The sequence below is a fragment of the Paenibacillus cremeus genome, from assembly GCF_007786445.1.
Classification (GTDB): Bacteria; Bacillota; Bacilli; order Paenibacillales; family NBRC-103111; genus Paenibacillus_G; species Paenibacillus_G cremeus.
Map to the genome: position 1 here is coordinate 31,547 of NZ_VNJI01000039.1, position 15,014 is coordinate 46,560.

At 41.4% G+C, this 15,014-nt stretch carries 12 protein-coding genes; 10 read left to right on the forward strand and 2 right to left on the reverse strand.

Translation table 11 applies throughout. The annotated features are described in order from the left end of the window. The first annotated feature begins 387 nt into the window (after window positions 1-387). Both FPZ49_RS24370 and FPZ49_RS24375 read left to right on the forward strand, forming a co-directional pair. Window positions 388-906: a hypothetical protein gene (locus FPZ49_RS24370; RefSeq protein ID WP_144851983.1), complete on the forward strand. Its 519-nt coding sequence runs from the start codon at window positions 388-390 to the stop codon at window positions 904-906. Beyond that, a complete protein-coding gene (locus FPZ49_RS24375) occupies window positions 903-1,541 on the forward strand; it encodes a hypothetical protein (protein WP_144851985.1) in 639 nt (212 codons plus the stop codon). The genes FPZ49_RS24370 and FPZ49_RS24375 overlap by 4 nt, the downstream gene beginning before the upstream one ends. Window positions 1,542-1,756: 215 nt before the next feature. Here the strand turns inward: FPZ49_RS24375 and FPZ49_RS24380 are convergent, their stop codons facing one another. Continuing rightward, window positions 1,757-3,181, reverse strand: coding sequence for a hypothetical protein (locus FPZ49_RS24380; RefSeq protein ID WP_144851987.1), 1,425 nt, complete (start codon window positions 3,179-3,181; stop codon window positions 1,757-1,759). 1,166 nt (window positions 3,182-4,347) lie between these two features. Between FPZ49_RS24380 and FPZ49_RS24385 the strand changes: the two genes are divergently transcribed. Further along, window positions 4,348-4,779, forward strand: coding sequence for a cell division protein FtsZ (locus tag FPZ49_RS24385; RefSeq protein ID WP_144851989.1), 432 nt, complete (start codon window positions 4,348-4,350; stop codon window positions 4,777-4,779). 13 nt (window positions 4,780-4,792) lie between these two features. Next, window positions 4,793-6,088: a plasmid replication protein gene (locus FPZ49_RS24390; protein WP_144851991.1), complete on the forward strand. Its 1,296-nt coding sequence runs from the start codon at window positions 4,793-4,795 to the stop codon at window positions 6,086-6,088. 295 nt (window positions 6,089-6,383) lie between these two features. Here FPZ49_RS24390 and FPZ49_RS24395 read toward each other — a convergent pair whose 3' ends face one another. Next, window positions 6,384-7,064, reverse strand: coding sequence for a hypothetical protein (locus tag FPZ49_RS24395; RefSeq protein ID WP_144851993.1), 681 nt, complete (start codon window positions 7,062-7,064; stop codon window positions 6,384-6,386). An 835-nt stretch (window positions 7,065-7,899) separates the two neighbouring features. On the opposite strand from FPZ49_RS24395, the gene FPZ49_RS24400 reads away from it, so the two are divergent. From FPZ49_RS24400 to FPZ49_RS24425, 6 genes are read left to right on the forward strand one after another with little or no spacing between them, the layout of a single operon-like run. Further along, complete coding sequence (locus tag FPZ49_RS24400) at window positions 7,900-8,127, forward strand: hypothetical protein (RefSeq protein ID WP_144851995.1); 228 nt, start codon at window positions 7,900-7,902, stop codon at window positions 8,125-8,127. An 18-nt stretch (window positions 8,128-8,145) separates the two neighbouring features. Then, a complete protein-coding gene (locus FPZ49_RS24405) occupies window positions 8,146-9,558 on the forward strand; it encodes a hypothetical protein (RefSeq protein WP_144851997.1) in 1,413 nt (470 codons plus the stop codon). A 15-nt stretch (window positions 9,559-9,573) separates the two neighbouring features. Next, window positions 9,574-10,527, forward strand: coding sequence for an SAF domain-containing protein (locus FPZ49_RS24410; protein WP_144851999.1), 954 nt, complete (start codon window positions 9,574-9,576; stop codon window positions 10,525-10,527). Between the two features lie 4 nt (window positions 10,528-10,531). Continuing rightward, window positions 10,532-10,864 carry a hypothetical protein gene (locus tag FPZ49_RS24415; RefSeq protein WP_144852001.1) on the forward strand — a complete coding sequence of 111 codons (333 nt, stop codon included), beginning with the start codon at window positions 10,532-10,534 and terminating at the stop codon, window positions 10,862-10,864. Continuing rightward, window positions 10,851-12,713, forward strand: a complete 1,863-nt coding sequence (locus FPZ49_RS24420; protein WP_186446062.1) for an ATPase, T2SS/T4P/T4SS family — start codon at window positions 10,851-10,853, stop codon at window positions 12,711-12,713. The genes FPZ49_RS24415 and FPZ49_RS24420 overlap by 14 nt, the downstream gene beginning before the upstream one ends. After that, window positions 12,689-14,734: a hypothetical protein gene (locus tag FPZ49_RS24425; protein ID WP_144852005.1), complete on the forward strand. Its 2,046-nt coding sequence runs from the start codon at window positions 12,689-12,691 to the stop codon at window positions 14,732-14,734. The genes FPZ49_RS24420 and FPZ49_RS24425 overlap by 25 nt, the downstream gene beginning before the upstream one ends. Window positions 14,735-15,014 lie beyond the last annotated feature (280 nt).

Consider the following 15,014-nt stretch of genomic DNA (forward strand, 5'->3'; position numbering starts at 1 on the left):
GCGACAAGGACGCAATCTAAATCAGTGCAAGCCCATTTGTGCGAGAGGTAGGTGATAACAATCCTCCGTACATTTGGATTGCACTATTTTTTTAACGTCAATCCAAGAAATTTGATCCCCATTTGTTTCTGCGCCTTGTATCCCATTCGAATTAGTTTTTGCGCCTGTTCCTTGGTGATGAATTCCTTTTTTTCAGTAGCCATATATCCTCCCCCGCTTCAGATCTTTTTATTCAGTATGTCCGAAAAAAAGTTTTCTAAACGAGGCATGTCCCCTCCCCCCTGCTCATAAAGTGGTATTAAAGAAAGCCAAACGGAAAAATGGACAAATGACCTTAAGCTAAAGGGGTCACTTGGTTCCATCCGAAGCTAGGGGAGATGATTGTGTATGGGTTTGAATCCAATATTTAATTCAAATTTGCAAAAGAAATCGTCGGTGCCGAAGACACACGCCGGCTCTTCGGTTCCCCCGCTGATCGGCAATCCGCCAATGCTTCCACGACTTCAGGAGCCGATCGTACACGGAAGTTCAACTGCATTCCCACAAGATAAGGCGGCCAAGAAATCGCGGCAAGTGCGTTCAGATAAAAAGGACGATATCAAATTCCCGGTTACAGATGCCATGCTAGAAGCCCTAACCCGGAGCTACCGGATCTATAAGAAAAGGCATCGCGGCGAATTGTTTGAAACCGGATACCATACCCTGCTACTGGAGAAGGCCTTAATGAAGGATGTCAGCATGTTCCCTGAGGTTCCGTATCAGGACACGAAGATGTACAAGCATGTGAATCTTGTTCAATTCTACAGTGACAAGGTATTTGAGCTCGCTCTTAAATGGAAGTGCTCCCAGCGCAAAGCCATTTTTCGGATTATGTACACTCTTGTAGAGAGGAATGAACTTCTTTGAGACCTCTAAGCAAACTGAATTTGATCCAAGATCGGCTGACTGAACTGTTTTCGCCAAAACCCCAACAACCTACCTTCTTCTCTCGTAACAAACGCAAGCCAGAAACGGTACAACTACGGATTCGTGGTACTAAAGATGAATTTTACCGCGCGGATGTGCTGGTAGATGATCTGTGCGAGGTGGCTGGTGAGTTTGTGGCCCCGTTTGGCATTGACACGATTATTGCCCTGCTGTATAAGCAGTTTCTGCAGCATATTGTGGAGGGCCAGGTGAAAGGCAAACCGCTGGATTTGTACAAACTGGCTCAGGATCTTCAAGCGGCCCATACGGCCTACCGGGGGCACACTATCACGACGCAGGAGCTCCGCCAGCAATCTGAGAATCACTGGTCATTACAGGAGCGTACCCAAAAGGCTGCAGCGCGACCCAAATACTACGAAATGCAGATTACACTGAATCGCAGAGATGCTTTTCGCGGCGAGGTCGCCTTAGAGGATATGCAGCACATAGACCCTTCGTTTCACATGACGTTGGAGCAGCTCTTATCGCTTCTCTTCGCTCAGTTTATGGGTATGGTTCGCACCAACCAAAAGGTCGTGCTCGATGAGCTGATCGCATCGTTGAGCGAGGAATAAATGCCAGAAGGACCACCGATGTCGGCAGCCTCATCTTTTTGCCCTAGCTATATTAGTCGGATTTATTCTCCAACACCCGAATCGATTCCAGCTGTTCAGCGGTCCCTCTCTCCCCCTATTGAAGTTTGAGGCCCTTTAGCCTCCCTTAGCTCAGGGCCACTTGTCCATTTGATCATTTGACGGAGCTAAGAAAAATCTTAGCTCCGTCTTTGTATTTAAGCATTTTGGTGTAATCCGTAGGTAAGTGGATTAATGCCGTTTATGAGCTTGAGTGATTCATCATACCACGTTCCTAGTTCCGTTCCGTACCATAATGTCCTAGAGAGGAAAGATCGCTCCTCGTCTGAACAATTATGAATCTGTTTCGGTACCCCAACCGGTGTACCGTCCTTGAAGTAAAAGACCGGAATAATCTCCTTTACTTTCTTCAACTCATCTGGCAATAGTGACCTCTTCCTCATAAAGTCTAGTGCACGGCAAATCCCTTGTGTTTCATATCCGTCAAACTTATTGAACAAATATAGCTGAACCCTATTGGGAGTATTCTCTGTGATCACAAATTGTGGGGCCCACCCAAGCACGTCTTGGCAAGCCAGCTGAAGTGACGTGAATAGGTCCTGATCCTGTTCGGAATTTCTTACTGCGCCCATATGTACTGCCCCTAAAAACCCCATCTCCGGCTTAGCCAGTCCTACTACCCGCTGTTTGACCTTAATGAACATTGCATTCCTCTCCGTAAAGGAACAAATGCTCTGGAATAGATTATCGGCATTGCAAAGAAGCAAGTTTATGAATGGACTGTAGTTCATTAAGTTTGTTTGATAAGCGTTGAACATGGAGTTCCACCTTCTACTGATCTTCGTTGTCGCAACGGTGAACACCAGAATAATTGGCGGCCGTGCAATTTCATTTGTAGTTGGTGACATTAAAAAGCCCCTGTAGTTTTCGAATTTTTGCGATAGGTGTTCCGATGATTCCGTAGCACGGTCAATTTCGATCCACGCATGGAAACCTGGCATCGGATTCTTTTTCTCATGGCGAAATCCATGAATCTTCATTTCGCCATCTGGCCTAAATTTTATGGAGCTACCATTTTCATGAGCATACGTGCGAGCTGCGTATACGTTGTCGGCGTAGTCGATCACATTCATGAACGGAAACTGAGAACTTAAAAATTGCATCCTAATACAGAAGTTAACAGAATCCAAATGATGCTCTATCCGTTTCGGAAAATCAAAGAAGTCTATTGAGAGATCGCCGAAATCGTCACTCCACCCTGAACCTATATGTTGAGGCTCAATGTCTAGCTTGTCCTTTACAAGGTTAAACTTCTCGATGTCTAAAGTGAATACCAATAAAGCAGACCTGCCGCTTATCTTATAAGGAAGCGAGCGAATGAACTTCGACTTCTCAAGTCCAATAAGTTCTCTGCGGACTCTAGAATATTTTGACTCATAATTCTTTCTCCAAACCAGCGCTTCAGACTTTCTAGGGTTAATCGGAAATGAGTCTGTGACCAAATCTGGATAAATGAGAAACAGTAGTTGCTCCGTCGTTAGAAGCCGAAACTTGTATAAGTTACGTAGAGCCACCTGTTCTATATTGTTGAGTTCGAAACTACCGTCTAAAAAATAACGCATGTTCAATCCCCCCATTATTAAGTCCTTTAGCGAATAAACTAACTCGGCTTTGGAGTCAATCGTTTAGTTGTCGGATCTATTGTCATTTACATTAGCATGCGAAATCTCTTGATGTATATGGGCGTAATGCTCCCATTTTAGTTTCACAATTGAAGTGACAATGAGATTGACAATAGTGATGAATAAGTTGTAACTCAAATTGTCAAAGTATTTGTACCGTCAATTGGTATATTAAAAGTAAAAGTAGTTGGTATATTGGTTGAATATAATATTGTATCGGCGATTGATCTTCTTTTTTGGCGAAGGAAAGATACCAGAGTTTTTGAACAGACTGAAGCTAAGGACCACTCTCCTCTCACCCACGATGTCAGGGGACTAAAGATTGTGACAAGGATGGATGGTGTGAAGCTCAGTCGTTCTAATTTATTTAATTAAATAGTTATAGTTACATGTGACTCATATGTCATTAGTGATTAACTGAAGCCCATGCATATGATGAACCATATAATGATTGTGATGAATACCTTTAATTCAGTGTAGTCATAATTAGTGTTCTAGTGGCTCTTGATTGATATCAATAGGTCAATAGGTTATGGCGAAAAAAGCGATTACCCCCCTTCTCTACAATCACGTACAATTTTGGCAGTACTGTTCACTTTATGTGTGCCCTTCGAAAACAGCTAATCTTGGGATTAAAGCAGCATTCAAGATCTTGCCCCCTCTCAGTAGCACTTGTAGCAAATGCAGCACCTTAATTGCGAAGATATCGTCACGGTACGTAATGATTGGGAAATAGGATAACGGGGCTTGTTAATTTCGACCGGAAAGGAATCGTGGCCGGTTGCTTGTTGAGGGGCTTGGTGTACGAGAACAAGCAGGGATAGAAGGTCGATAACCGATTTTTTCTGACATCTTGGATACCGACGTATGGGGGAATTCTTGTACTGGACGAGGCCCGAAGCATTTCTTAGAAATAGTTTATTGCTTCAATAAATGCATCAATTAATGCATCAATAAGAGCTTATTGCTTCAATAATTGATGCAATATATTATTCTATTGCATCAATAGGTAAGCCGTAACATAGGAAACTATTGCCGCAATAGAATAAATGCCGGGAATTAGCGGCTTTTAACCCTAGTTATAAATAAATGCAGCTAAAAAACACTTGCAGAAAAATTATCCAGTAGAGTATGATTTAAATATTGATGCAATAATTGAATTGATTCGATGCAATAATTGCTTCAATTCTCAGTTGATGTCAGTCCGGAAGGCGGTGGTACATATTTTATCACGTGAGCAGATACTTTCAATCCTCAATAAAAACCTTGGTAACGGTTTGTGGGCACTATTAGTTCTAAAAAAGGAGAATCGGGCCTTAAACAAAGAATTACTTGGTGATATTGTGAATCAACATTATGATAAGCAAAAAGGTGTAAAGCTTCTAGGATCGAGGCACATGCTTGATGAGATGGCTGCTCGACTAGAAGGAGCTGGTTTAGTCGAGGTTTCGGAGGTTGGACGGGCCAGATTGTACAAGCTTTCAGACTTGGGAGAAGAGCTTATAGACTTCATTCAAGTACAAAAATCAAAAAATTGAGTAGAGGTGCCAAATGAGAAATTTATTGAACCGAAATGATTTAAATCTCAGTTTGAAATTCGGATTTTTGGGGTTAGGTATGGGCGGATGTTCAATAGCATACGAGTGCGCATCGATCCGAACGACGATTACAAATAATCATAATCCGTATACTGCCCTCTTAATTAATACCAATGAAGTAGATTTGCGGAAATTCAAAGAATCTAGTAACGTCCGCAAATTGCAGCTCTCTGGATATGAAAAAGGAGCCGGACGTGATATTGAGATAGGCGAAGCTGCGTTCAAGCAACATAAAGAATTGATCCAAAGAGAAGCAATTGAACATTTCGCTGACCGCGATTTTGTGTGGGTTACGGGTGGACTTGGTGGAGGAACTGGCACAGGAAGTATTCTAGAAGCAATAAGAATGCTATATGCTAGTGGCTTTAAAAACCGTTGTGGACTTATGATCACTCTTCCAAGGGATAACGAAGGATCGAAGGTAATCGAGAATGCTCTAGAAAGACTCCAGATGTTAGCCAAAGCCATGAATAATCTAGGTTGCATTCTTGTTGTCGATAATCAAAAGCTTTATAACGATTTTATTAAGGAACAACCTGAGGCCAGCATTTCCGAATATCTTGATTACAGTAACAAATACATAGCAACAACGCTTCATGAAATTAATGTAGTTACAGCAAGCTTTAACCCTATCGCAGGTTACCATTATGATAGCTCAGAGCTACTTAATACGCTGAATACATCAGGTCTTATCTCACTTGGTAAATTGGAATTCGCATCAAATACCATTGATACAGCTAACCAAAGCACTTTCCTGCCAGATTTCAAAAGATCGATTGAGCGTGGGATCCTTTCCGATGGATATAACTTAAGTAAAGCTTCAAGAATTGCTGTAAGTATGGTTACTCACCCTGGCGCGGCCAAACGCATCTTCTCAATGTCCTTTATTAATTCAATCGAAACGACAATCGATGGATTGTCTCCAATGGCTTCTGAAAAGCCAGTTGCTGCGTATGAAGACCCCAAAGGTGACGATCTTTCGATCTATACCATCGTTGCTGGTCTGGGTCTTCCCAATAGAGTTAATCAATTAGTGGTTAAGGCTAAAGAAGCTCAAAAAATAGCTGACGATATTTTTGGACAGGAAGACAGTGCCCTATCGGCTCTAAGTGGATTTACGAAAAAGAAGCAAGCAGAGCAGTCAAAATCGAACTCAGACGATCCTTTCGCTGCTATCTCTGAGGTAGCTAGTACGAAGCAAACTAATGATGATGATCTTGACCCATTTGCTATTTTAAAGTCAGAATAACTCCAGGTCCCCCCTACCCCCTGCAATTTAGGGCGGGGGGATTTTTCTATTTGTATTGGATCAGTCACTGCATCTTATTGCATCAATTATTGCATCAGTAATTGCATCAGTTGAATGCAGTTATTGTTTCAATATAATTAAGTCTTTTCAGTATTAGATATTAGAGACTTATGTCCATATTTCTTTCAACTTAAACATTGATTTCTACTTGATAATGAATCACATCATCATCACCAAGGCATCACCGATTAAAAGGTGATCACTGTATAAAACTATGTACGAACAAAAAAAGGCATCACTTAGGATGCCCATCAGTTATTCCATATTGTTCTTTAACAAGCTGCTCATAATTCTCGTTTTTAAATTTTCGAATAAAAGCATCTCGTTTTTCCCAGTCTAGATCTTTCCGGAATAAACCTACTTTTTTCATTTTTTCGGACTCCGGAAGAGCGTTCCATGCAGCCACTGCCCTTTCCTCAAGTAGGTTATCGATTCTTATTTTAGTAAGCATCTCATTCGAACGTTCGAAAGTTATTTCCTCATGAGATTTTGGCGCAGGGAGATACTTTGTAACGTTTTGTTCCAGATCTGAAGCTGCTGCTTGCGCTGCAGCAACTAGAATATCTCTTTTTGCCTCCTGAAGCATCGATTCAAATCTAATTTCCATTGAGCGTTTGATTCCCTCTATGTCTACTAATGCATCACCAGTGATCCAATCCTCAGGAAACGGACGTAAATCAAACACATCTTTCAACTGATCGAAAATAATTTGTAGATTGTAGTTTTTATCACGTGCTTCCTTAATGTATCTGCCGATGTCTAAGTCTGTTTCATCGTATACCTTTTCTCCTGCTACGCGATTAACGTAATGAACTTGTTTATCTTCGAGTTGTTTGAACCATTGATCTACAGTGTTATAGTGCTTATCTATTAATTTAGCAAATTCAGTGATTTTCCACGCCTTTTCTAACTGCATTGCTATCCCCTTCCCCACCATGAGTTATGGATCATATGTATGATATGAGTCATATGTGACCTAAAAACCGCATTTATTCCTCATTCTATGATACACAAATGTTGCTTCAACGTCTATCAACATTTCACATATGATTCACTCTAGCATTCTCATTAATAGATCACTTGTAAGAAAGTTCATACAAATGATGAACAAAAATGCACCCACATCCCCCACCTTGATCACAAATGGTGCACAAAGCAAAAGCTACACGGCGATCCCTCATCACATGTGGTGAATCAATTAGGCATCATTTCCTAAAAACACATCACATATGATAAGTAAAATATAAATAAGTTGTAGATCACAAACCACATTATGTTAATCAACTGTGAACCATTTCTAAAACACAAGCAACATGTTATTAATCACATGTTTGTCAACAGTAAATCACTTTTCACATTCGGTTAATTAAATGTGAATCACATATAAATAACACGTCATTTATTAGTAACAATCGGTAGGTAACATATGAATCATTCGTCATTTGATGTTAATCACAAGTGAACTACATGTTGAATATACATCACAAATGATTAATACTTGGTCAATCCTTGTGGGTGCAGAGTGTCGTGTTTAAACCGGATAAACGTCACTCTGGGTTGCTGGGGTACAGGGACATTAATAAGGCATCCAAACATTGACAGCGTACATGTGCGGCGGTAATATAGGGTTGTGAATTTGTTTAAGTAAACGAAATTGAATATATAACACACGTAGGCGAAGCACGCTGAGAAACCCGTTTGGGGTTACTCAGCGTGCTTTTTTGCTTCGAGAAAGGGGAGTAAATGGCAAGGTGGATCTTCATCCAGGTGAAATTATGAAATTGTGCAGGATTCGAAAGAAGTTGAGCCAAGAAAAACTTGCTATAGACATAAATGAAATATACTTAGCTCAGCTCACATACCAAATGCAGATCAGTCGTATAGAGGCAGGTATCGAAGAGCCTAACGAACAACTTAAGTCTGCTATTGAACGTGCCCTGGGGCGGCTAATCTGGACCCAGAATAATAAGGAAGCTTAGCAGTAAAGGGGTAGGGTAGTGGAAACTGAGTTGCAGTCAAAGAATATCGTCATTGCTAATCAAGATCATAGGTTTGCTGAGCAAATAAAAAAGAAACTTGAGCTTAAAGGGCTGAAAGTAATTGAGATTGTCGTGATTCTTGATCATTTACTTGAAACACTCGAGGAGAAGATAGCTCAAGGTACGCCAATCTACGGCTTAATTATTTCTAGTTCAATTGCAAAGAGCGCGCTGCACGGGAAGCGCTTGGAACTGCTATCGGATACGATGCTCACAATCCGTGAACGGCATTCCGATATTCGCTTCATTTTCTTAAGTGATGAAAACGAAGGGCACCCCTTACTAGCGGAACTTATTACCTTCGGAATATACAATATCTTCACCAGAAACACATCTACTAATTTAAATATCGATGAGTTTGTGAATCTGATGGAGCACCCAAAAGCGTTTGCCGATGTAAAGCACCTACGAGACGTAAATCCTGATATCCAGTGGCGTCATCGAACTACAGCGACTGAAGGTGCTAGAAGCATTAACGTAGCAGTAGAAACAACAGCAGCCAAACCTACGGTGGTTGAGAAAGTTGTTGAGAAAGTCGTCGAGAAAGAAGTTGTAAAGGTAGTTGAGAAGGTTGTTGAGAAAAAGCAAATTGCTGAGCCAGATGAATCGCTACTTGATCACATTCATTCGCTCGAATTACTTCCTCCTATAACATCCAAACGCGAAATGATCAACGAAACGGTTGTGGGAACAATTCTTATCTCACTAATCGGTGTGGAGTCAGCGGTTGGAACAACGCATACAGCACTTCTGGTGGCTAATTTTCTTAACCGAAAGTCGTTTAAGGTGGCGGTTGTTGAACTGTCCGAGAAACGGGACTTTGAGGCATTGGAATTTGCGTATGAAGGAACAACGCAGATTGAAAACCAAGAACGTAAGTTCGAGATGTTCGGTGTAGATTACTATAAATACAGCTATGAGCAGGACGTATCAGTTTACCGGAACTATGATTATGTAATCTTGGATTTTGGATATTTTGCAGAATCTGATGTGCTTGATGAGTTTCGACGATCACATATTCAATTGGTAATCGGACACGGCAGCGAATGGCGGCAAAAGAAAATTTACGACTTCGCGAAATCATATGAAGAGCAGGGGGAGCATGAATGGATCTATTGTGTTCCTTTCGTGGATGATGCTGCGATAAAAGATATTAAAGCCGGCCTCCAAGACGATTCAGTATATTCGGTTCCAACTCACCCCGATCCGTTTAGGCAAACGAAGGAGACGGATCAGATCTTAGAGCACATTCTTAGAAGTCACTTGGTTAATGGCCATGACCGTGGAAAAAGTATGAGACTCATGAAAGCAATGACCGTCGCTTTTATTTTGGTTATTGTCATTCTGGTCTTACTGCTAATCGAAAAATAGAGGGGGAATAACCTTATGTCTAAAATACGTCCACGCCAAAAGGAGTACATAAAAACCGGTGCGTACGGGGCAGCAGCGATGCTGATTCTCTGTCTAGGAGTAGGTTTTGCAATGTATAGCGTCAACAGGAATAACCAACTTCAGGACCGAGCTGCCTACGAGAAAAAAATAAAAGATGCTGAACAACTGCTTAACGAACAACGGCCAAAGCAAACCGGCTTTATATTAAAAGACGACCTCAAAGCGGGGGATGTAATTAAGGAATCAAATCTTCTTGAAAAGAACATGCCCGATTACGTTATTCCTGGCAATTTTATCACCAAGAAGCAAGATGTTATCGGCAAGACCATAAAAATCAATTCCTTTAAGAATACGCTGCTGACCAGCGACATGTTATTTGCCAAAGGGCCTCTGGATGCTTCACAGAGAAAGATGGAAGTAGATTTTGTGAGGTTACCGTATCGCTTGGTTAACAGCGATACCATTGATATCAAAATTATTTACCCGAACGGTGAAGACTATGTCGTCGTAGCTAAGAAGCAGATCAATGATTTAGATCAAAAAGAACAAATGATCTATTTTGATGCAAATTCTGAAGAAATATTGCTTTTGGATTCCGCTTTAGTCGATGCCTACATTAATAATGCGGAAATTTACGCTATTCAATATGTAGATCCGACCATACAGCCAGCGCCGGCAGTTAATTACTTGCCGAACAATGACATCTTAAAAGTAATCAAAATGGATCCGGATATTGTCAATAAGGCTAGGTATGACCTGTCTGATAAGTTGAGACAGAGTTTGGATGATCGTTTAAAGACAAGCGGCGGCAACAGCGGTGCAGCGAAGCCGCGGATCGGCGCAGACTTGCCGACCGGCAGCGCGGTTTCAAAACGTGGTGTTAAAGCTTGCGGACCTCGTCGTGGTGAATCTCAATCAAAATATGAATGTTCTGGAGCCGTTCTTTAACGGAGTGGATGTACCGGAGGTCTTAGCCAAGAAAAAATTGCTTTACTGCATTGGTAATTATAATCATCAATCAAAGATGACAACAAAGCGAATAGCACGCCACTTCGGGGTGAATCATGATTTATTCTGTACGGTTCCATTTCATCCTGCATATCTGGATGCTCAGAATGATGGTGATATTCCTGGTTGCTTTATACGCTGGTATGGAGTGAAAAAGAAGCGGTTTTCGTTTGATCCGACGTCGTATTTCATGGATTCGATACGTGATTCTGCTAAAAAGGTATTAAATGCACTGGATATCCATGTTCAGCCGGAGGATCTGGATGATGACAATTAACTTATTAATATCATCCATCGTGGTGCTAGCGATCATCGTCGTGTTGTTCTTTTGGCTGCGGAAGTCACCAGATAATGAGGCGATCGATTTAACGAAGTTTGATCCCAAGACGATTCAAACCTTCATCCGAAATGCAATGCAAAAATCGATCACTGATAATAGCGACTTTAACTTAAGTGAGGAAGAGTACAACCGGCTTAAGGAGCGGCAGAATTTATTAAGGCAAGCCTTACGAACATGCATGCAGGGCAACGTTAAGATGAAGAAATATGTAAAGTCCAAGATGTATACCATGCTGGAAAAGTCGTACGGGATAAATGATAAGAACATCGATCTGATCATTCCCTTTAGTCGAACGGAGCAACTGTCCATTCAAGATAAGTTCGATATTTTGCTTTATCACTTTCAAAAAAAGCATAAATTTGATGCTTTGGACGAATTGATCCAAAAGTATAAGCTCGACCAGTTGAAGAAAATGCCGGATGGCACGGAAGGATACATGATTTCTTCCGATGAAATCAAGCAGATTTATGCTAAAGAACGGCCGATGCTGACGTTTAAAGATAAGCTGAACATTGTTGTACAAAAGGTCTATCAGCATTATAAAGGTCTTGGAGTCATTGATGAACTTCGAGATATGAATATTGATGGGGTAAATGGAGGCACCAGTGGTTTGCCAACGACTGTCTCGGAAAAGATGGACCTTATGCAGTATGTGGGACAATTGTCGAAAGTGCCGCTTGCGCATGACTCGGTCTGGATCTTTTACAGGGCCAAATCTATATACTTGGAATGCTTATCATTTGGAAGCGAGAAAGAACTGAAGAGGGTATGTCAGAACATATATACCCACGGATACCCCGGACAGCTCAATGAGAGCGTTGGCTACAAAATTAACGATATGGCAGACGGAAGCCGAATCGTTGTTGTCCGACCCACGTTAGGTGAGAGTTGGGCATTCTTTGTTCGGAAATTTAATGACGACTTAGTAGCGATTGAGGATCTGATTAAAGATGAAAATGCAAGTACCGTCATTGAGCTCATTTACTTCTTTGTGCGCGGGCTAAGCAAAATTGCAGTTACAGGAGATCAAGGGGCGGGTAAAACAACCTTGTTGAAAGTTATCTGCGGTTTTATTCATCCAACACTCAACATTCGTGTGCTTGAAACAGCATTTGAATTATTTCTGAGAAAATTTTTTATGTACCGAAATATCTTTTCCATGCGAGAAACAATGTCCATAAGTACACAAGAAGCGCTGGACATGAGTAAGAAAACAGACGGGGGCGTCATCGTACTCGGTGAGGTTGCTTCACACCCGTTGGCATCGTTGGCGGTACAAATTAGTCAGGCTGCAAGTGCCATGGTGTTGCTTACGCATCATGCCACTAGTGTACCTTCACTCATTGAATGGTTTAGTGATGCTTTATCCGGTAAATCAAAACAAGCGATTAGTCTAATCGATATTAATATCCATTTGGAAAAAACACCGTACCGACACTTGGATCGCATTACTGAAATTATTGCGTTAACTGAAGATCAACCATATCCCAGAGATTATAGGAATCAAGGCAATATCGAAGGTAAAATGTCAGCGTTCATGGATACGATGGTTGATTACTTCGAGAAGCGAACCAATCCAAAAACGTACACCTACAACAATATTGTTGAATGGCGTGATGGGAAGTTTATCGCTGTTCATAAACCAAGCGAACGTTTAATTCAGCGAATGATTACTAAGATGAATAAAGAGGATGCGGGTAAGTTTGTGGAACTAATCGAAAAGATTGATTGGAAGTTCAAGCCCAACGTGGATGGTGAAGTATGGAGTCTACAGGAATCCTACTAATAATTATAGGCGTGCTGCTCGCGATAACCCTAATCTGGGCGTTGATACTGACCAAAGCCAATAGCAGCCAAGAATCGAAAGAAATTGAGAAACTTAAGGCGCTATTACCTCAGAAAAAGAGAGGTGTTCAGCTCGAAAGATTGCTTATTGGGCTGTACCCAGTACTTAATCGTGTCCCCGTCATTCGTAACTTGCTTTTACGGATCCGGAAGCGATTGTTGTTAATTCATGCAGGTGTTGAGCGATCGGTTAGAGCTGAGGCAGCCAAATTGACCGTACTGGCGATTTCAATCTTTCTCATTGCGATTATTTGCTCCGTTATTTTTCCCAAATCGATTTTCACAACGATGGGAATATGGGTTGGGGGAATTTATTTAGGTGGAGCTATCAGTGATATTTGGATTAGCCGAATCGAACACAACATGATGCTGGGGTTTGTTGAGCTGCTGGATGCCATTCGTTTCGAATATCAAAAGTTTAAGATGGTGAAGGAAGCTGTTCAAGAAGCATCGGAAAATAGTGACAAGCTCATATCGGCCCATGCAGAACAATACGTCGATATCTTGGAATCGATTGATCCTGAAATGGCATTAAGAAAGTATTATGAGATCGCTCCAAACCATTTCGCAAGACAGGTAGCAGGTGTATGTTGGATCGTCTCGGAGCTAGGCGATACCGTATCCAATGGCGCGTCGAGCTTCTTGTCAGCACTAACCAAAATTCAAGATGAAATCAGATTAGATATTTTGCGCAGAGAACATCTATTTTCACAACTAAAAGGATTGGAAGCCATCTGTATTGTGCCAATTTTGTTTCTTGAACCGATGAGAAAGTGGAGCGAAGTGAACTTCCCATTCATGAAGGACTTTTACGTGTCACAATTGGGAATTCTTGCGGTATTTATACCATTTATTTTAACGATCATCAGTTTTTACTCCCTTCGCATGTTTCGAACGTTAGATAACTCGGTTCAGAACGTTGCTGATGTGAAAACATGGATGAATCGACTAATAGCTCAAAAGGTGTTTTCTAAGCTATTGGATCGGATCACGCCAAACGAAAATGAGAAGACGCATTTTAAGGCTAAGAGACGATTGGCCTTTGCAAACTCTCATTATTCGGTTCGTGAGTTATACGCAAGGAAGTTTTTGTTCGCTGCGGTCATAGGTTTGGTTACAGTGAGCATTCTTATCTACTCTCATATGAATGTGCGGTATCACTTAATGCACCCGCTACCGGTTGTCGAGTCCGATGGCAAAGTCTCGGACGTTATTATGAAACGATTAGAGTTTGAGTCTGAAATGTATAAGCGATTTTACGATAAAGATATTTATTCGGATGAAGCTCAAGCGGACTTAAGGTACTCCGTCGATCATCAAGCATATAAGGTCAGCACAGACGAAGTAAATGGGTACCTGACAGCGTTAAGCCAAAAGATTGCATCCTATCAAAAGGAAGTCCTGCAATGGTACGAAATCTTGATCTCATTTGTAACATCATGTCTGTCTTATCGAATTCCCGAGGTATTGCTATTTTTTCGGAAATATATGCGGGATCTTGAAATGCAGCATGAAGTGGATCGTTTTTATTCGATGATTTCGATCTTGGCTGTTATCCCACGTATTTCTGTAATTGAAATATTGGAGTGGATGCACCGTAATAGCATTATCTTCGAAAAACAATTGCAGAGTTGCATCCTCGATTACGGATCAGGGGATTCACTAGAAAGATTTAAGCAGGAAGTTAACTTCCGGCCTATGGAGCAGCTGGTTGAGCGACTAAAAGAGGCCGCTGAAAATATACCCGTTGCTCAGGCGTTTGATAATATCGAAGGGGAGCGAGCTTTTGCAATACGAAGGCGAGAACAGAGGTACCAAGAAATGACGGCTATAAAGGTCGCATGGGCGAAGCAAATTGGATTTATGCCCATGTATGTAAGCGTGGGAATATATCTCGTTTTCCCAATAGCATATGTAGCTTATCTGCAGCTTAACGTTGTACTCACTGACTTGCCAATGTAGATTTCTTAGAAAGGTCTGATACTTTTGGCAACAAATGTGTTAAAGTTTCTTTCATTTTCAGTCGGAACAATAATGACGGTTGGAATCCTTAGTGCTGGTATCGGTCTATATAACAAGACGACACCTTACACAGAGGCAACAAATAAAAAGTTGCAGAGTCAGGCTAGACTTGCTGCGGATATGAACTACACACCCTATGACAATCAGCTGGTCAGTGGATCTATGATCTTAACGGCCAATCGACAGTTCGCGAACGAGTCAAATTTTACTCTGTATATCG